The following is an 18,450-nucleotide window of genomic DNA, read 5'->3' on the forward strand; positions in this document are numbered from 1 at the left end:
GGGCGGACCTTAAACGCCAAGTTAAGGCCCTGCGGAAGTTCAGGCTACCTCTGGACATTCCCAGATTCGCATACCAGCAAGCGTGGCACGTCCGGCAAGCGCACGGTCCAGCGCATCGTCGGCTGCGCGAGGGGGTGCCGACGTGCAGTCGGCTGGACCGTTCCTGGCCCTGCGTTTTCCGTGCCCAGTCGGCCTATCCGACCTGCCGTGCCCCCTGGAGAAGGGCATACAGGCGCAGCGGCAGCCAGCTCTAGGAGTGCCCGGTCGTAGAAGGACCGGCAGAAGTGACACGTGCAACACGCGTGGTTCACGGAGTCTTTGCCAGATGATAGACAAAGCGGGGTCATAGTTCCTGTCCGCCAGCAGGAAGGTTGCTGCCGCATGTCTGCAACACGACGTCAGATCCTGTCCCGAGCGAGCGCCCTGGGAGCGGGCATTGCCTTCACCGGGGCGCTGTCCGAGCTCTTCGCGGGCACCGCTGCCGCACAGAACCTGGGCCACACCCGCTACGGCCCCCTTGTCCCGGACCCGAACGGCCTGCTCGACCTGCCGGAAGGTTTCCGCTACACCGTGCTCTCCCGCGAGGGCGACCCGTTGCGCTCGGGTGAGGGCCTTGTGCCGTCCAACCACGACGGCATGGCCGCCTTCGCCGGCAGAGGCGGCCGTACGTACCTCGTCCGCAACCACGAGAACCGCGTCAGCGCGAAGATCCCGGTACCCGCCGTCGAGCGTCTCACCTACGACCCGGCAGGCAAGGGCGGCTGTACCGCCCTCACACTGGACCGCCGCAACCGCGTCCTGTCCGAGCGGGTCGCCATCGCCGGCACTGCCGTCAACTGCGCGGGCGGCCACACTCCTTGGGGCACCTGGCTGACCTGCGAGGAGACCGAGGACAAGGCGGGTACCAACGGCTACGCCAAGGACCACGGCTTCATCTTCGAGGTCGACCCCACCGACCCGCACCGCACTGGCGCCGTCCCACTGACCGCGATGGGCCGCTTCCAGCACGAGGCGATCGCCATCGACCCGCGAAACGGCGTCGTCTACGAGACCGAGGACGCCTTCCTCAAGCCATTCGGCCTGTTTTACCGCTTCCTGCCCAACAAGCCGCTGGGAGGCGCAGGTTCATTGCGCGCGGGCGGCCGGCTGCAGGCGATGCGGGTGCCCGGCGTACCGGACCTGTCGACGATCCAGGACACCGGCGCGGCCTTCGACGGCGTCGAGTGGGTGGACGTACCCGACCCGCTGGCCGCCTCCACCCCCACCCGGCTGCAGGACTACGGCTCGAAGGGGATCACCCACGCCCAGAAACTGGAGGGCTGTTACTGGGGCAGCAGTTGCGTGTACTTCGTGTCGTCCTTCGCCCGCGGCACGGACGGCTCAGCAGCCGACCACTACGGCCAGATCTGGCGCTACGATCCGCAGCGGCGCCGCCTGACCCTGGTGATCGTCTTCGGTCCGGACACCGATGTGCAGTTGCCCGGCGAGTCCCCGGACAACATCTGCCTCTCACCCAGCGGCGGCCTGATGGTGTGCGAGGACGGTAACGGTGCCCAGCACGTCTTCGGTGTCACCCGCCGGGGCGAGGTGTACGCGATGGCGCGCGGCCGACAGAACATCGGCACGCCGGACGCACCTGAATGGGGTGAGTTCGCGGGTGTCACCTTCTCCCCCGACGGCGACACGATGTACGTCAACTGCTACACGCCTGGCACTACCTTCGCGGTGACTGGGCCATGGCGTAGGTAGCGGATCGCGGAACGCCAGTCGTGATCACGCCGGGGCGGGACACCGCCCGCCCGCCCCGGCATGTCAGTGGGCGGTGCCGACGGAGATGCCGAAGCCGGCCGCGATCTGCCGGATCGGCCGAGGGGCGGCATCGAGGTCGAGGGCCTTGCGCCGCGACTCGGGCGGGTAACTGCGAGGCGTGGAGCCTCCTTGAGTGTCTGGAGCATCATCTGTCCAGCAAGGTGACTCCACCAGTCCCGGGACACATCACCGCCGACTGTACTGCCTCAACGACTCCGCAGGATCATGTCCAGGTCGATCGCGTCGGCCATCACCTCGTAGCCCAGGTCACCCGGGTGCAGGTGGTCGCCCGAGTCGTAGGCCGCGAGCATGTACGACGGGTTGGCAGGGTCGCGCACCACCTTGTCGAAGTCGATGACGCCGCCGAACGCGCCGCTGGTACGGATCCACTGGTTGACGGTCAGGCGCTGCTGCTCACCGTATTCGGTGCCGTAGTCGCCGCCGAATCGGCCGTTGGAACCCATGAAGGGCACCAGTGTGCCGCCGTAGATCTTCAGCCCGCGGGCGTGCGCCCGGTCGATGATCTCCTGGTAGCCGGAGATCAGGGTGGCACACTGCAGCGCTGTCCGTCCCCCTCCGGACGGAACCGTTGGCCACGCGTTGCCCAATGGTGATCCTTTGGCCAGTCGTCCGTGCATATGCAGAACGGCAGTGCGAGAGGAAAAGATCGAAACCTCTGCCCAGGGCTTGCTCGTTAAGTGGGCCTGCAGCCGGAATTCGATATCAGCCAGCGCGGGGCAGACGGCTGAACGGTCGTGGCTGAAGCGCGCGGTGCCACCGCGTCGGTGGACTCCACATCAACCGAGCCCACCAGCATGCGGCCGGGGCCCGCAAGCAAGGCGACCTGCAGAACGAACCACCGGGAACCGTGGCAGCAGTAATCCGCGTCCGGGTCTCACGGCTGGGCTGCGTTCGAAGCCGCTGCCCCGGCGCGGGAAGCCCCTGGCAGGAACAGGTTCGGGAAGAACGTGTTCCTGGTTCCAGAGGCTTCACGCGTTGACCGACCGCTCAGCCGCAGTCGGAGACGTGATCCTCCGTTACGTACCCGTGCGCGGCCCGGATCAGGTGGTCGTAGCAGGCGCCGGTGTCTGTCGTCCCCGTCCAGTGCTCGGAGTCTGAGCCGTCGGCGGCGGTCACCACGCCGTTGGTGCGGGCGAGGACGCCGGTCGCGTCGACGATGTCGCGGGTGGTGCCGACGGTACGCCAGTGGTTGCCCTGGCTGACGCTGTCGCTGAGGATGCGGCCCTGGTGGACGGTGGCGGAGAGCGAGTAGTTGTTCCCGTCGGTGAGCAGCGGCACGTCCGAGTCGACGGTGATCGGGTAGTCCCAGGTGTGCTTGGTCGCCGTCGGGCGGCCGTGCTCGGGGGCCGTCGTGACGATGGTGGTGCCCCGCTGCTCCTGCGCCACCGCCTGCTTCTGCCCGCCGCTGGAGACGGCGTCGGTGTTGAGGTAACTCGCGTGCTGCGTCACCGTGGTGCGGACGCGGCCGGCGGAGGTGTCGAGGTAGCCGGAGGTCTTCCAGTCGCGGTTCGCGCTGACGCGGACGTTCACCAGGTCACCGGCGCCCGGGGTCTTCGTCGTGGAGACGGAGGGGCTCAGCGACAGGGTGTCGTCGGTAAGCGCGCCGCTGGTCCGCGCGCCGTGGTGGTCGGTGTCGAGGAACAGCGTGCTGTCCACGGTCCAGCCGTCCGCCGCGCCGTAGGGCGTGATGGTGAAGGTGTGCGGCCTGCCGTCCACCAGCAGTCCGGCGAAGGGCGTCAGGTCCAGGTCGTAGGCCTGGGTGACGAACTGGTCCACCGCCGGGATCGGCCGCCACAGCGTCGGCACGATGCCGCCCGAGTAGACGACGGGGTAGGGCTGCGCGAGCCCGGCGGGCCGCCCGTCCACGGAGACCTGGACCTCGCGGTAAGGGCCGCCGCCGCACAGGAAGTCGGGGTGCTGGTTCGCCACGTCATCGGGCACGGCGGTGAACCACTGCTCGTCGCAGCCGCCGCCGCGGGCGTAGAGCTCCATCCGCACGTGGGTGAGGTTGCGGGGGAGCGTGACCGTCTTCGAGGACGACTGGCCGGGGTTGAGGTTGGTCCAGCCGGTGTCGGTGGTCGAGGCGGAGAGCGGCATGACCTGGTCGGCGGTGTGCGCCGCCGGGTAGCGGCGGTCGGCCTGGTAGTACGTGAGCGTCAGATTCATGTGGTAGACGCCGGTGTAGGTGGAGTTGACAACGTTGCCAAGCGAGACGGCGATGGGCTGCGTCTTCCGCAGCAGCGGGATGAACTCGCTGACGTCCTTCTCCAGCGACCAGCTGATGCCCTCCTGCGTCGGCTCCGGCGTGCTGGTGCGCAGCACCTCCGCACCGCCGATCCACACGCCCGCGAGCCGGTCGTACTGCCGGCCCTGCACGCTGCCGGACCAGTTGAGCACCACCTTGCTCCACGGTCCCGGACAGTCCGCCGGCGGTGTCACCGTCCCGTTCCACGCGGGCGAGGAGAGGGTGTTGCCGAAATCGTGCTGCATCGCCGTGACGGTGCAGTGGTGGGTGTCCGGCCGGCTTACCGGCGGCAGTGCGGTGACCGGGTTCTGGTAGCTGGTCTCGATCTGTCCCGAGTCGGCCTGGGCCGTACCCATCCCGAGCAGCGCGGCGCAGAGCAGTGCGGCTGCTCCGAGCACACCTGCGATGCGTATGCGCATGTGTTCCCCTTCCGTCGATCTTGGCTGCGATCGCACGGGAGGGAACCTTGGCACCCCAGCACGGCAGTACACAAGAGGGGCCGCGCAACTCACCGATCCGCCGCTCCACGGTGCCTGCTGTAGACCCGTTGGACCCGACAGGGGTAATCGGGACGCCCGGCCGTCTGTGGTGAAGAAGGCCGGAGTTCGCGCTGCCGAGGCCCGCCGAGTCTCGGCGACGGCCGAACCCGGCCTGGGCCAGGCGATCGCGTTCGCCCGGACCGCCAACACCGGTCGTGCTCCCCATGCAGGCTGGCGAGGTCGCTGCCTTCCGCCGCCTGCACGCGGCGGACACCTTCTGGTGTGGGCGGTGGCTGGGCGGGTGCGGAGGCCGGCTCGCGATCAAGACCTATCAGGACCGGGTCTGCCACTTCGCCCATATGCCCACCCTCGGACGGGTCCCGTGCCGCCGGGTCGCAGTGGGCGTGGCGAGCGCCGACCACCTCTACATCAAGCAGCAGATCCTCGCCTGGCTAACCGGTCAGTCCATCACCGCGCGCGCCAGCATCCCCGAGGGGGGCGAACGGCTCGGCGACGAGGTGCGCCTACTCACCACTTACTTGTCCTTTGGTGTCCGAGGTAACGGTCGGGGGCCAGGACGAGGAGACGGACCCACCCGAGGACGCCGCTCAGCCCGCCCCGCCCACATCGAACTGGTACCCCGGGTGCAGGACCAGCGCCTCATAGGCGCCGATGAGCCGGCCGATCCGGTCGCTGATCAGGTCGAGCGTCGCCTCGGCGAGCTGCGGACTGGCGGGAGCACAGCGAGGTCGATCAGAGCGCCGGCGGCCTCGACGGCCGCCCAGGCGCCCTCCGCCTGCGCCTCGACCTGCTCCATCCCGCCGTCCTCGTCCTGGTCCGCGTCCGGGTCGTCCATGGTGACCGCGCCGTCGGTGTGCTGATCGTCCAGGAGCAGTGCCAGGCGGCTCCCGCCCCTCCGTCGACTACTCGTTCGGCCTAGTAACGAAGGGGCCGGGCACGAAGCAACGGGGACGGACAGAGAACCGACGGCTACCTTGCACCATGGGTCGGAGACAGGACACCGGGGCCATCAAGGCCTTCCCAGCCGAGCTGGCAAGTGATGGCAGGCGAGCCACGCCAGCGCACGGACACACCACGGCCACTGTTTGCCCCGACGACCCCGGACGCCCGGGAGCGAATGAGCCAGCCCGTCGCTGGCCGGTACGGCGACGCGCGGATCGGGACGCGTCCACACCGCGCTGTGACCGGCATCCGCAAAATACAATTTGAATGACCCTGTCCGCCTTTGCGGGTGTAAGAGAGGTCATGCCATGGACGGAATCGCCGACATGGGGGGCACCCAGGGATGGGGCCCCGTTCATCCACCCAAACGCGATGAACCCGTCTTCGCGGAGGACTGGCAGCGCAAGGCGTTCGCGCTGGCGATTCTCTCCATCCGCGCCGCGAACGGCGGCATCAACACGGACGCCTTCCGGCACGCGCTGGAGCGCCTGGACCGAGCGCATTACATCGACGACGGCTACTTCGGGCGCTTGCTCAACGCCGGCGAGCTGATGCTCACCGAGCGCGCCGTCCTGGCACCGGGCGCGATCGAGGCCCGGGCCCGCAACCTGCGCGGCGAACACGTGCCGGAGCCGCCCGTCACCGAGCCGGTACGGCCGCACTACGCACCCACCGCCGAGGGCTCGCTGCGTTCCCTGGAGACCGCCCCCGCCTTCGGCGTCGGCCAGCGCGTCCGCGCCAGGGCCGTGTCCGTGCCCGGGCACACGCGGTTGCCTGGCTACGTCCGGGGGCGCGCCGGAGTCGTGGAGATCATCCAGCCCGCCCACGTACTGCCGGACACCAATGCGCACTTCCTGGGCGAGAACCCGCAGTACGTCTACTCGGTGCGGTTCGACTCGCACGAGCTGTGGGGCTCCGACGCGGAATCCTTCACCCTCACCGTCGAAATGTACGAAAGCTATCTGGAGAGCACCGCATGACCACCACTACCCGCGGCCACGACGAACCCCCTTCCGTGGCACTGCGCACCGAGGCGCTCGAGCAGCTGCTCACCGAGCGTGGCCTCATCGACCCGAAGGTGATGAACGGGATCATCACGCAATACGAGACCACCGTGGGCCCGCTCAACGGGGCGAAGGTCGTCGCCAGGGCCTGGACGGATCCCGAGTACCGTCACCGGCTGCTGGAGGACGGGACGGCCGCCATCAAGGAGCTGGGCTTCGGCGGGTTCCAGGGCGAGCACATCGTCGCCGTGGCGAACACCCCGACCACCCACCACGTGGTGGTGTGCACGCTGTGCTCCTGCTACCCCTGGCCAGTGCTCGGCCTGCCGCCGAGCTGGTACAAGGACCCCGCCTACCGTGCACGCGTGGTGCGCGAGCCACGCACCGTGCTGTCCGAGATGGGACTCGAACTCGACGACGAGGTGCAAGTCGTCGTCCACGACTCCACGAGCGAGGTGCGCTGGCTGGTGCTGCCCGAGCGCCCGGCCGGCACCGAGCACCTGACCGAGGAGGAACTCGTGCCACTGGTGACGAGGGACGCGATGGTCGGCGTGGCCAAAGCGGCGGCACCATGAGCGCGCCACTGGACATCGAAGGGCCCGCCGCACCGCCCCGCTCCAACGGGGAGCTGCTGTTCACCGAACCCTGGGAGAGCCGCGCTTTCGGCATGGCCGTCACTCTCTACGAAGCCGGCGCGTTCACCTGGCCGGACTTCCAGACCGCGCTGATCGCCAGGATCGCCGCCTGGGAGGCCACAGCATCCCCAGACGAGCCGTACGACTACTACCAGCTCTGGCTGGCCGCCCTGGAGGACGTCCTCGCCGGCCTGTGCGCGGTCTCCTCGGACGAGGTCACCGTACGCGCCCGCGCCCTGGCCCGGCGCCCGCCGGGCCACGACCACCGTGACCTCCACGATCACGACCACCCGCACTGACCCGGGGCCTTGACCTGTGTTCAAGATCAGGGGTCAAGGCCCACGTACTTGGTGTTGACCTCGGCGGCGGTGAAGTCGCGGCCGATCAGGTCCAGGACGTCCGCTGCAGCGTGCTCGGTGACCGCGGCCTGGATGTCGCGGGCGAGGTCACGCCAGGCGCGCCACGCGGTCTCGTAGGTCTCGGACTGCTGCTCGCTCCACGGCTTCCGGGTGGGCGGCCCGTACTGGTCCCGGAGTTGTTCGACCTGTGTCTGCGCTGCGTCTGCTGCGCGCTGCATCTCCACGAGTTCGTCAAAACTGTGTGCCACGGGCGCGGATCCGAAGACGGGCATACGAACGCCCCCGCCTCGACTCGCGAAACGCTGCTGCTACTGCGCCACGAAAGACAGGTCCACCCCGCGGCGCAACTCCTCGCCCGTCTTCCCGAGCCGCTCGCGATCTCCGATCTGCAGCTGGTACTGGCTTGCGCCACTCGGAATGTCCGAGACCGTCAGCCCCCAAGTGCAGCTGTTGCCGACGACCTTGCCCGGAAGGCCTGTACCGAGACGCCCCTGTGAGAGTTCGTGGCCTGACTGATCGAACACGCGGACCGCTACGCCTGGCCGCAGATCGGCGAAGTCGTCTGTGCCGACGCATCCCTCCCCTGTGCGCCGACCCAAGAGCCGAAAACGGTAACCGCACCCCTGGCGGTCAAGGCGGGTCCCGACGGACGACCGTCGTCTTGCCCGCTCAAGGACCACGCGAGACCTACGGCACCGCCCCCGATGATCACACCTATGGCCCCGCTTACGAGGCAGAGGGTCCACCCCCGCGCTCGAGAGCCTGATGAGCTCTTACCAGTTTGATCAGCTGACATGGGGCGATCTTGGCAGCCACCAGAGACGCCGGCCCTTGAAGTGCTGAGATCGTGACCACGAACCGACGGACGGCGGCGCACACGTCGGGCCCACAGCCCAACACTCGAGGCGCGCCCAGTCCGTCGCATCCAGTTCGAGGGAGTCACCCGACAGCGATCCGCACCCCCTGCGGCCGTCCCTCCGCCGCACGGTCCGTCTCTCCTGTTCCCGCCCAGCCTGCGCCGATCATCGCCTTCCCGGTGGCGCCGCTGCGGGGCGCAGGATCGCGGTCGATCCCGTCAACATTCACCTGGCGGGCATCCGCGCCGGTCGCGTTGTCAGTGGTGGCAGGCAGGATGACGGTCATGACAACACCTGCAGCTGTGATCGTGGATGCCGCCGCCTACGCCCAGGCCGTCGAGGAGGCAGTGAAGGCGTCCGCCGCCTACTACGCGGGCGGCACCTCGCCGCTGGACGACGACGCCTACGACCGCCTCATACGAGGCATCTCCGCGTGGGAGGCCGATCACCCTGAGCAGGTGCTGCCCGACTCGCCGACCGGGAAGGTGGCCGGCGGCGCGGTCGACGGCGATGTCCCGCACACGGTGGCGATGCTCAGCCTGGACAACGTGTTCTCGCCCGAGGAGCTCACCGCGTGGAACGCGTCGCTGGCCCGCCGCATCGGCCGCGACGTCGCGCGGTTCAGTGTCGAACCGAAGCTGGACGGTCGCGCAGTCGCGGCCCGCTACACCCGCGGCCGCTTGGCAAGGCTGATCACGCGGGGCGACGGGACGGCCGGGGAGGACGTCTCGCACGCGATCGGCACCATCGACGGACTGCCCGAGCATCTGGCCGAGCCGGTGACGGTGGAGGTGCGCGGCGAAGTACTGATGACCACTGCCCAGTTCGAGAACGCCAACGAGGTACGCACAGCGCACGGCGGGCAGCCGTTCGCCAACCCTCGCAACGCCGCGGCAGGCACTCTGCGGGCCAGGGACCGTTCCTACACCGTGCCGATGACATTCTTCGGCTACGGACTGCTGCCCCTCGCCGACACCGAAACCGTGCTTACCGCCCGGCTCAGTGAGAGCGCACATAGCGATCTGATGGCTCAAGCCGCCTCCCTCGAAGTGAACACGACCGCCGGGACCGCGGTGCCCGGCATCACCGCCACGACCGTGGAGGAGGTCCTGGCCCGCGTGCAAGAGATCGCCGCACTGCGGCCAGGGCTGCCGTTCGCCATCGACGGAATCGTCATCAAGGCCGACCTCGCCGCCGACCAGCAAGCCGCCGGCTCGGGCTCACGCGCCCCGCGCTGGGCGATCGCCTACAAGCTGCCCTTCGCCGTCGAGAAGATCACCCGGCTGCTGCAGGTGGAGTGGAACGTGGGCCGCACCGGTATCATCGCCCCCCGCGCCGTGCTGGAACCGGTCGAGATCGACGGCTCCACCATCACCTACGCCACGCTCCACAACCCTGCCGACATCACCCGCCGCGACCTGCGCTTGGGCGACCACGTCATGGTCCATCGGGCCGGCGACGTCATCCCCCGCATCGAGGCACCTGTCGCCGACCTGCGCACCGGCGACGAACAGACCATCACCTTCCCTGAGGCCTGCCCGCGCTGCGAATCCGACATCGACACCAGCGAGCAGCGCTGGCGCTGCGCCAACGGCCGCAACTGCCACCTCGTGGCCTCCCTCTCCTACGCCGCCGGACGCGACCAGCTCGACATCGAAGGACTCGGCCACACGCGCGTCGTCCAACTCGTCGAGGCCGGACTGGTCGCTGATCTCGCCGATCTGTTCACCCTCACCCGCGACCGGCTTCTCGGCCTGGAACGGATGGGCGAGACCAGCACCGACAACCTCCTCAACGCCATCGCCGCAGCCAAGAACCAGCCCCTGTCACGGGTGCTGTGCGCGCTCGGCGTGCGGGGCACCGGCCGCTCCATGTCCCGCCGTATCGCCCGGCACTTCGCCACCATGGACAACATCCGCGCCGCCGACGCCGAATCCATGCAGCAGGTTGAGGGCATCGGCACCGAGAAGGCCCCGTCCATCGTCGCCGAACTCGCCGAACTCGCCCCGCTCATCGACAAACTCGCCACGGCCGGCGTCAACATGACCGAACCCGGCGCCACCCCACCCACCACGGCGGACACCGACGCCGACGGCACCACGGTGGCCGCGGAACAGGCAGACGGTCCGCTGGCTGGGATGACCGTAGTGGTCACCGGCGCGATGACAGGCCCCCTGGAGAAGCTCAGCCGCAACCAGATGAACGAGCTCGTCGAACGTGCCGGCGGCCGTGCCTCCTCCAGCGTCTCCAAGAAGACCAGCCTCGTCGTCGCCGGAGAAGGCGCCGGATCCAAGCTCACCAAGGCCGAATCCTTCGGCATCCGGCTGGCCACCCCCGACGAGTTCGCTGCCCTCCTCGCGGACTACCTCAGCTGACCTTCCAGTGCGGAAGTTGATGCAACTCACAGCCAGCGTCGACCTACCAACCTGGGTCACGCAGCGTCCATCCCGCCTGCGGCCAGATGCCTGACGGTCGCTCGCTGGTCGGCAGCGTGCAGTTCGCCCAGGCGCTGGCGGAGCAGGAGCTCGGCGGCGCGGCGACCCGCCGCAGCCGCGGCCTCCATGGCAGCCGCCTGCGGCGCCGCGGCCGCGGCGCCGCAGGCACGCCTCGTACGCAGCATCGGCCTCCGCCACCGCGTCCTCCGCTCCCAGCAGCCGGCACAGCGCCGCCTCGTGCCGCTTGTCCCGGATCCGCCGCGCCACCTGCGGCGCTGTGAACTCGACCAGAGCCGGATCGGCGTCCGGACCGCATGCCCGTTCACACGCCGAAGCCAGCAGGGCGCGGGTGTCTGTCTCACACTGCCGGGTGAACTCGGCGACCGCGGCCGAGTCCGACAAGTCGACCCGCGCGGCGACGGCCAGGTTGACCGCCTCCCGCACCAGCAACTCGGTGCGGCGCCGGTAGGAGCACCCCGGGCACAAGCCCGCACACGCGGGCAGCCCGCAGTCCGCACACGGCGCCTGCCTACGGGTCAGCTCGGCCTCCTCCTCGAGGGCTCGACGCCGCGCGATCGCCTGCTGACGCTGCTCGACCTCCCGCGCAGCCCTGGCCCGCCGAGCGCGGGCCCGCTTCTCCTCGAGGGCGGTCTCCTCGCGCAGGCGCCGCTCGACCTCGGCGCGGCACGCGGCCGGGTCGCGGTACGTCATCCCGCCTTCCACCTGGGCCGCGACCCGCGCCCGCAGCGCGCGCCGCGTGTGGACGATGTTTCCGCAGGTCGGACAGTCGGAGCCGGTATCAAGGCGGATGCCGTCGTCGCACCTCAGGTCCGGGCAGGCAGGACGTTGGAACATGCCTCGCCCGAGCAGCCAACCGATCGGTTCGCGTACCAAGGCCTCGCCACCGACCTCCTTCAGCCGGTCGGTGAGGCGGGCGGCTAGGAATCGGGGGGGCGTCGTTCGGTGAGGTGATGCCCGCAAGCCTGGTCAACTCGTGGGCTGCAGCCTGGAGCACCAGGTGCTGCTGGCCGCGGCTAAGGCCGGTCCATAGCCACCGGACTGGTCGCAAGGCCACCTGCATGCGTAGGTCCTGCGACGCCTGTCGCTGTGGCCCGAGGCTCCGTCCGACAGGCTCGTGCCGGGCTTCCATCCGCTCGCCGTTGGCCCCTGCGCGGCCTGTCCTGAGGTGATGCTGAGGGGGATCGTGGGCTTTTCCCCGCGCAGCGGGCCTGGCGGAAGGGCCCCAGCTTGGCGCGGCAACGCAGGGGTCAGCTGCGTCGAATCCTTGTGCGTGGACGCGCGTCCCGGCTGCCGGCAGTACACCGATTCGGCTCCGCCGGAAAACCCACCACCCACCTCGACCCTTTCCCTGCGCACAGCAGCCACAGGTGAGTGACCAGCGTGTAGGCCTACAGTTGCCCCACCGTTCCGCGGCACTGGAAAAGAGCAGGTGACCTGCGACTTCTCTGCTCTCGAACTGTTCTGATCCACCCCTCCAGTTGCGTCTGCAGCTTGTGCTTGAACTTGCCCGCTCCTGCGTGGACCCCTCGGTGCTCGGCCGGCAGCACGGGCTTCTGCACGCATCCGGCCGAAGGCTTCCGCCACCACTGGAATCAGGAGCCGCTCACGCGTTCCGTGGACTACCGTCACCACACCTTGCGTCTGGAGGCGCTCGAGTACCCGCTCCCCCTCCGCGCTGTCTCGGCCGAGCAATCTTGCGAGAGTCGCTGCCAGTCGGCCTCGGCCGTCGACCCGGCCTGCGCAGAGACGCACTGTGCCATCCGGCCGACCGTGCAGCACGGCAAGCAACAGCGCGAGGCGGTCCGTCGCCGCCCCGTGTCCCCCGCGGCCCGCGAGAAGTCCTGGGGGCGTGCCCGACCAGCCAGGAGCGAAGAGAACCTCCAGCAGCCGGAGGAGGGTCGCGTACTCCGGCTTCGATAGCCGCAGCAGGTGGGCACGATCGCCGTACTGGCGGGCTGCGGCTAGCCGCGTCACCTGCCAGGTGATGCCGACCGTACGGTTCGACCCCGAGGCTTTGGCCTCCCAGCTCTCCGCCGGTCCACGCTGAAGCCGCGGCCGCACCGAGCTGCGCACCAGGGACGCCGACGTGCCCAGCCACCGGCCGAGCTCGCCGGCCGTCACCGATGCGGTCATGCTGGCTGCGTTGGTCTTGGCCGCGAGCACGACCAGACCAAGGCTCACGCTGTCCGGCATGAAGGCGTCCACCAGGCCGAAGTCGGTGATCGAGTTGTCGAGCTTCTCAATCGCCGTGTGCACTCTGGAGGTTCGCCGTGGTCCCAGTCTCGGGCAGTGCGGCCTCGCGCCGGTGGTCGGCGGCTCCTTACTCTCCCCCGTCGGCGGAATGGAGCTGGAAGTCGACGACGACGCAACCAACCTGTCCGTCATCGGTGCGGCCGATCCAGACGGGATAGGCCCCGTCGCCCTGGCCGGCACGGAAGGCGATGAGGTTCGGCTCGGGCTCCGGGCTGGGCAGTTCGACGCTGAAATGGCTGTCGAGGGGGATGAACAGGTCCTCGTCCAGTTGGTCTTCGATCACCGTCCGAGTCGCATCCATGAAAGCCGCTGTGCCGGTATCCACCCCAACCCCGTAGAACTGGCCCTCGCCGAGCAGCCCGAGGTCCTCGTCGGGGCTGAGGGCCATTTCCCACTCGCGGGGCGGGACGTCCAGGAACGTCACCCTGGCCGCGGCGACATTGACCCCGCGTGTCGTGCGCAATAGCGACAGCGTGACCGGGAACTCGCCCGGTGGCACAGCGACGGTCCGTGGGTCGCTGATCCAGCCGGGGTCCGAGACCGCCAGCTGCCCTGACGTGATCCGCAGCAGGCCGGCGTCAACGGGTTCGACGCTGACCGGCCCGTCCGCAGTGTCGCTCGCGCCCGGACGGAACAGTTGCTCGATTCCGGTGGCGCGCAGCGGTCCCGACCCTTCGTCCACCGACACGTCGGTCAGGACTACGGCCGTGGCGGGCTCATGACCCTGCTGGGCGAGGAACGGCGCAAACACCTGCCAGTCGCCGAATTCCGGTACGGGACAAAGGTAGCTTTCGACGGGCGCCGCAAACCGCCGCACGGGGACGCTCGACGGGCCGGATGTTCGATCGTGCAGTGACTCCGTCGACGCTCCCCGTGGCCCGGCAAACTCGGACCTCACCTCGACCTGCCCGTCGGCCGAGACAGTCGTGGTCTCCTGAACATTCCACTTCCCGGACGAGTGCTCCTGCTCGCTGGAAAACTGCCATCGGGTGTTCCGCTGAGCCAGCAACATCCCCGTGCTGTGCGGCTTGAGGTCGATCATCTGCATGCACCAGGACCTGTCGTCGAACAGATACACACGCCACATCCGGCGCGGCCAGTATTCGACCAGTGCCAGCGGTCGCTCCCGCGCGGACAGCAGAACCGCGTAATCCATCCCGGCAGCATGCTTGCGTGCCGCGAGCGCGCGCGACATCGGGTCCGGATGGGTCATTCCGCGATAGGAACCCCACATCTCGCCGTACGACACATCAAGACTGTCGAAAATCACAGCCGCACATCTCCCCCCCGTGGCACCAGCCACCCCCGAGCAGTGACGCTCGACGGGTGACCCCTGCCGCAACGCCCTGCCCTTCCGAAGCTTCGTTGTGCCGCAGTCTGCCACTGAGGTGTGACACAGAGGATTGTGGGAGGCCCGCAACCTGGGGTTACCGACGAAATGTGCCGCCTCAGGTGAGGAAACACAGTTGGTTCGGCACTGCGGGTGCCGATAAATCATCCGCGCAGGTCACAGCATTGATTGCCTTAGCGGCGAGCCGCGCACGCCGCCCTTTGATTGTCTTCCCGCAGACCAATGAGGACGGCATCATGATCTCTCGTGCTGCTGCGTCTGGCCTACCTCGCCGCCACCAACGCCTTCGCCCTGCTACGTCTGCTGCCGATGAGCGACCGGGACAAGGACATCGAGATCCTCGCCCTGCGGCACCAGCTGCTGGTCCTGCAACGCCAGGTCGGCAAGCCGACGTTCACCGACACCGACCGGGTGATCCTGGTCGGTCTGCTCCGCCGCCTACCGAGGGAGAAGCTGCGGCATCTCCTGCTGCTGGTCCGCCCGGAGACGATCGTGCGCTGGCACCGCGACCTGCTCACGCGGAGCCATGCCGCGACCTGCGCGCCAAAGCGTCGCGGACGCCCGCCGACCGTCCGCTCGATTCGCGCCCTGGTGCTGCGCCTGGCCCGGGAGAACAGCTCGTGGGGGGTACCGCCGGATCCACGGTGAGCTTGTGGTGCTGGGCATCAAGGTCGCCGCCTCCACCGTCTGGGAGATCCTCAAGGAGCACGGCATCCCGCCCGCGCCCGAACGGCAGAGCACGACCTGGGCGGACTTTCTGCGCAGCCAGGCCGACGCACTGCTCGCCTGCGATCTCTTCGAGGTCCGCACCCTGGCCGGGGCGCGGCTGTACGTCTTCGCCGTCATCGAGCACGCGACAAGGCGCATCCGGGTCCTGGGCGCCACCGCGCACCCGACCGCGTAGTGGATCGTGCAGCTCGGGCGTAACCTCCTCATGGACCTCGAGGACGCCGGCCGCAAGGCCAGATTCCTGATCCGCGACCGCGACTCGAAGTTCACGACCGCCTTCGACGCCCTTGTGGCCGACGCCGGCCTGAAGGTGATCACCACAGGCATCCAGATGCCCGGGATGAACTCCCTCATGGAGCGCTGGATACAGACCTGCCGACGCGAGCTCCTGGACCGCACCTTGATCTGGAACCAGAGCCACCTCCTCTACGCACTACGTGAGTTCGAGACCCATTACAACGAGCACCGACCACACCGGACCCTCAAGCAAGCCGCACCGCTCCGCCCGCTCCCCCAACCGGTCAACGGCCCACCACAGCTCGGGGACCTGAAGGTCCGCCGACGAGACCGACTCGGCGGAGCCCTCCGCGAGTACCGACAGGCCGCTTGACCAGGCCGGATGATTATTCGGCACCCGCACATCCGCCCCACCTTTCGGGCTTTCTGGTTGCATATGCAGCGAGCAGCGCACTTGAGCGGCGCCATCCACGATCCGCTGCTCTGGCCCGGCGATACATGCATGCACGTGAGCCCCGTCCGGGATGCGAGCGGCAGGTTAGTTCGCTCAGGCGGAAAGCCGGACAACACGCATATCAAGGCATCAGGCGCGCGAAACGCCGCCAGCCCGCGCGCCCGCCGCACCACATCCGCTACGGCAGAGCATTCGCCCTGCTACTCCCGGCACCGGCAGCCTTCGAGAACAGCGCAGCGGCCGATCTCATCGACCCTGGCGAGTGATCACCGGGTAGGCACACTGGCCTCACTACCCTCAGAACACTCGGGAGGCCCGCCTTGCGCGACTCCCCACACGCCCCCATCACCGACCTCACCGCTGGCGCAGCGCAAGCCCACGAGCTGTACTCCTCGTACGTGGAGGCTGGATTTACCGAGGACCAGGCTCTCCGCATCACCATCGGCATCCTGACCGCTGGAATCGCAGGCGGTGGTCAGTGACCGCCGTCTGCCCGGGGCCGTGCAACAACGCCTGGCGTAACGCCGAGGCTGCCGGCCAGCCGCACGATATCCCCGCCACGTGGGGCCAGCCCATCCACTGCCTCCGCTGCGCCAACCGTGCGCACTCCCAACTCGCCGAGCTGCCGGAGCTGGTCGTCGCGATCGGCCTCGAAGCCGTCCACGGCACCGCGCCGAGGAGCAGCGGGACCATCGGCCGGACGGCCACGCCCTGCTGGCCCGGTCAGGCTTCGCGCCTGCTCACGGACCACATCGTCGAGGGCCTCCTCGGTCTGGAGGACGCCATCCCCGCCGTCCGCCGCCTGCCCGGCCGGGCCGCCCGGGGCCGAGAAGGCGCCGACGTCACGGCGTCCGTGACGTTCCTTCGCGCGCACCTCGGCTGGGCACTGGACCGCTACCCCGGCGAGACCGACTCGATCAGCGGCGAAACGATGGACCCGGCCGCGCTGATCCGCCGATGGCACAGGACCGCGGAACGGTTCACGCGCAGGGATCCGCGGCTGGAGCACCATCGGGTGCCGTGCCCGCGCTGCGACATGCTGACCCTGTTCCGGGCGGACGATGACGACTACATCGGATGCCGGAACCTGGCGTGCGAGGTGCTGCTCGCCCCCAGCGAGTTCGAGGAGCACACGCAACGGCTGGCCCGGAAGTACGACTTGGCGAAGGCGGCTTGACTCTGTCGCGAATAGGTGTCAGATTTGCGGCGGATCAGTATGCCTCCGAAAGGGCCCCGGACCTCGTGCCGGGGCCCTTTCGCGTACCGCCGGAAGGGAGGCCCCGATGCACCTCGACGGCGACCTGACGCACACCCTGTGGACCACCGCCGAAGCAGCCGCAGCAGCCGGCGTGTCACCAGACGTGATCTATCAGTGGAAGCGTCGCGGGAAGATCCGGCCGGTCAACAGGCGTGGCTGGCCCCGCTACCGGGCTCTCGACGTCCTCCACGCCGAGCAGGCCACCCGCCAGCGCGCCGGGCGCACGTACGCGGCCACATGCTGAGCCCGGAGGCGACGATGACCAACGTTGAGCAGCCCACGTTCTGCTCGTCTCGTCCGGTGCCGGGCCAGTTGCTGACGGCCGCCTGTGGCGAGTGCGGCCACGCCCAGGTTCTGCACATCGGCGTCGAGCACTGCCCGGTGTGCGAGCTGGTCCACCACAACGAGCGCATGCGCGCCGTGACTAGCGAGACGACCGTGCAGGTCGAGATCACAGGGGACGCGACAGCGTTGGAGAGAGCCGTCCGCGCTGAGACGCGCAGGCCCCTCCGCTGGAGCGGGCTGCACCCCGCATAAGACATCCGCCGTCGGCCGCGTTGAGGGTCGCGGCCGGCGGCGGATCACCACACCAGACCGAGGGCGTTCCCTCGCACATACCGCTTTCCAGGGAGGGCCCGGTGTCGGCGAACTGACTGTTGTGAAGGGCCTCGTGCACGTCCGGCTCGTCGCCGCCGACGGGACGGTCAAGGTCGACGAGGAGACCTCGAACCTCATCACGCAGATCGGCGACCAGTTCCTCATGGAGCGGGCGACGGGCATCACTTCTCCGCCCGCGCAGGCCACCGGCATGCGCCTGGGCACCGGCTCCACCGCGACCGCGAAGACGGGCGCCGGTGCGGCCCTGGTCACGTACCTGTCCGGCTCCAACAAGGGGTTCTATGCCACGTACCCGCAGTCGAGTCCGTCGGCGCCGAACGACCTGCGGCACGCTCAGCCGCCCTCCCTGCGCGCGACCGAAAGGCGGGAGGCAGTACCCGAGAGCACGTCACCCACCCGTCGCCGGTCATCAACCACCTCCGCAGGTCAGCGCACCCGGCCCCGTGGCCTCAGAGGCGTCGCCGGCAGCTCGGGGGCCGGCAGAGGAGCGCCGTCGTACCCCTTCACCTCCCCGAACCGCGTCCCTTCCATCCAGTCCCGGCGCGCCTGCTCGATCTCCTCCTGGGTACGGCCGATCCAGTTCCAGAACATAGCGAACCCTGCGCGCATCAGTGCAGGTCAGCGGCGTTCCGGACCGCCGACGGTGAGCAATCTGTCACCGTCGGTCCCGGAGGAGTTAGCAACCGTGAGTTCCACCGCCCTGGTTCGTGGGATGGGGTCGT

At 69.0% G+C, this 18,450-nt stretch carries 15 protein-coding genes and 2 pseudogenes; 10 read left to right on the forward strand and 7 right to left on the reverse strand.

Annotation, left to right across the window (positions count from 1 at the left end; genetic code table 11):
* Positions 1 to 381: 381 nt before the first annotated feature.
* Positions 382 to 1,749, forward strand: coding sequence for a PhoX family protein (locus tag BZY54_RS25070; RefSeq protein ID WP_086727594.1), 1,368 nt, complete (start codon positions 382 to 384; stop codon positions 1,747 to 1,749).
* Positions 1,750 to 2,015: 266 nt separating this feature from the next.
* Here the strand turns inward: BZY54_RS25070 and BZY54_RS25075 are convergent, their stop codons facing one another.
* From BZY54_RS25075 to BZY54_RS53550, 3 genes are all read right to left on the reverse strand, one after another.
* Entirely contained in the window at positions 2,016 to 2,417 is a 402-nt protein-coding gene (locus BZY54_RS25075) for a GDSL-type esterase/lipase family protein (RefSeq protein WP_086727595.1), read from the reverse strand.
* Positions 2,418 to 2,817: 400 nt separating this feature from the next.
* Complete coding sequence (locus tag BZY54_RS25080) at positions 2,818 to 4,494, reverse strand: peptide-N4-asparagine amidase (RefSeq protein WP_086727596.1); 1,677 nt, start codon at positions 4,492 to 4,494, stop codon at positions 2,818 to 2,820.
* A gap of 757 nt (positions 4,495 to 5,251) precedes the next feature.
* Complete coding sequence (locus tag BZY54_RS53550; RefSeq protein ID WP_167414057.1) at positions 5,252 to 5,410, reverse strand: hypothetical protein; 159 nt, start codon at positions 5,408 to 5,410, stop codon at positions 5,252 to 5,254.
* A 415-nt stretch (positions 5,411 to 5,825) separates the two neighbouring features.
* On the opposite strand from BZY54_RS53550, the gene nthB reads away from it, so the two are divergent.
* Genes nthB through BZY54_RS25095 form a run of 3 tightly spaced genes read left to right on the forward strand, consistent with a single transcriptional unit; the run spans position 5,826 to position 7,455 of the window.
* Positions 5,826 to 6,497, forward strand: coding sequence for a nitrile hydratase subunit beta (nthB, locus tag BZY54_RS25085; RefSeq protein ID WP_086727597.1), 672 nt, complete (start codon positions 5,826 to 5,828; stop codon positions 6,495 to 6,497).
* Positions 6,494 to 7,096: a nitrile hydratase subunit alpha gene (gene nthA, locus BZY54_RS25090; protein ID WP_086727598.1), complete on the forward strand. Its 603-nt coding sequence runs from the start codon at positions 6,494 to 6,496 to the stop codon at positions 7,094 to 7,096. Before nthB ends, nthA begins: the two co-directional genes overlap by 4 nt.
* Positions 7,093 to 7,455 (forward strand): nitrile hydratase accessory protein, encoded by a 363-nt coding sequence (locus BZY54_RS25095; protein ID WP_086727599.1) that lies wholly within the window; start codon positions 7,093 to 7,095, stop codon positions 7,453 to 7,455. The genes nthA and BZY54_RS25095 overlap by 4 nt, the downstream gene beginning before the upstream one ends.
* Before the next feature lie 26 nt (positions 7,456 to 7,481).
* Here BZY54_RS25095 and BZY54_RS25100 read toward each other — a convergent pair whose 3' ends face one another.
* A complete protein-coding gene (locus BZY54_RS25100; RefSeq protein WP_244217320.1) occupies positions 7,482 to 7,763 on the reverse strand; it encodes a hypothetical protein in 282 nt (93 codons plus the stop codon).
* Positions 7,764 to 8,454: 691 nt separating this feature from the next.
* Positions 8,455 to 8,658, reverse strand: a complete 204-nt coding sequence (locus BZY54_RS25110; protein ID WP_086727601.1) for a hypothetical protein — start codon at positions 8,656 to 8,658, stop codon at positions 8,455 to 8,457.
* On the opposite strand from BZY54_RS25110, the gene ligA reads away from it, so the two are divergent.
* Positions 8,657 to 10,747, forward strand: a complete 2,091-nt coding sequence (ligA, locus tag BZY54_RS25115; protein ID WP_086727602.1) for an NAD-dependent DNA ligase LigA — start codon at positions 8,657 to 8,659, stop codon at positions 10,745 to 10,747. The two genes, BZY54_RS25110 and ligA, sit on opposite strands and share 2 nt — an antisense overlap.
* Positions 10,748 to 13,148: 2,401 nt before the next feature.
* Here the strand turns inward: ligA and BZY54_RS25130 are convergent.
* Positions 13,149 to 14,351, reverse strand: a complete 1,203-nt coding sequence (locus BZY54_RS25130) for a DUF4241 domain-containing protein (RefSeq protein ID WP_158103910.1) — start codon at positions 14,349 to 14,351, stop codon at positions 13,149 to 13,151.
* Positions 14,352 to 14,678: 327 nt separating this feature from the next.
* On the opposite strand from BZY54_RS25130, the pseudogene BZY54_RS25135 reads away from it, so the two are divergent.
* The 5 genes and pseudogenes from BZY54_RS25135 to BZY54_RS25150 all read left to right on the forward strand — a co-directional run bounded on the left by BZY54_RS25135 (position 14,679) and on the right by BZY54_RS25150 (position 17,647).
* A pseudogene (locus BZY54_RS25135) lies at positions 14,679 to 15,771 on the forward strand (integrase core domain-containing protein).
* A gap of 401 nt (positions 15,772 to 16,172) precedes the next feature.
* Positions 16,173 to 16,334, forward strand: coding sequence for a hypothetical protein (locus BZY54_RS51005; protein ID WP_158103911.1), 162 nt, complete (start codon positions 16,173 to 16,175; stop codon positions 16,332 to 16,334).
* A complete protein-coding gene (locus BZY54_RS25140) occupies positions 16,331 to 17,029 on the forward strand; it encodes a hypothetical protein (protein ID WP_086727606.1) in 699 nt (232 codons plus the stop codon). Before BZY54_RS51005 ends, BZY54_RS25140 begins: the two co-directional genes overlap by 4 nt.
* Before the next feature lie 106 nt (positions 17,030 to 17,135).
* Positions 17,136 to 17,354, forward strand: coding sequence for a MerR family transcriptional regulator (locus tag BZY54_RS25145; protein WP_086727607.1), 219 nt, complete (start codon positions 17,136 to 17,138; stop codon positions 17,352 to 17,354).
* Positions 17,355 to 17,368: 14 nt separating this feature from the next.
* Positions 17,369 to 17,647 (forward strand): hypothetical protein, encoded by a 279-nt coding sequence (locus BZY54_RS25150; RefSeq protein ID WP_143668112.1) that lies wholly within the window; start codon positions 17,369 to 17,371, stop codon positions 17,645 to 17,647.
* Between the two features lie 507 nt (positions 17,648 to 18,154).
* On the opposite strand, the pseudogene BZY54_RS25155 reads toward BZY54_RS25150, so the two are convergent.
* A pseudogene (locus BZY54_RS25155) lies at positions 18,155 to 18,319 on the reverse strand (pirin family protein); the annotation flags it as partial.
* Positions 18,320 to 18,450: the final 131 nt, after the last annotated feature.

This window comes from Streptomyces carpinensis (assembly GCF_002154505.1).
Taxonomy (GTDB): Bacteria; Actinomycetota; Actinomycetes; order Streptomycetales; family Streptomycetaceae; genus Streptomyces; species Streptomyces carpinensis.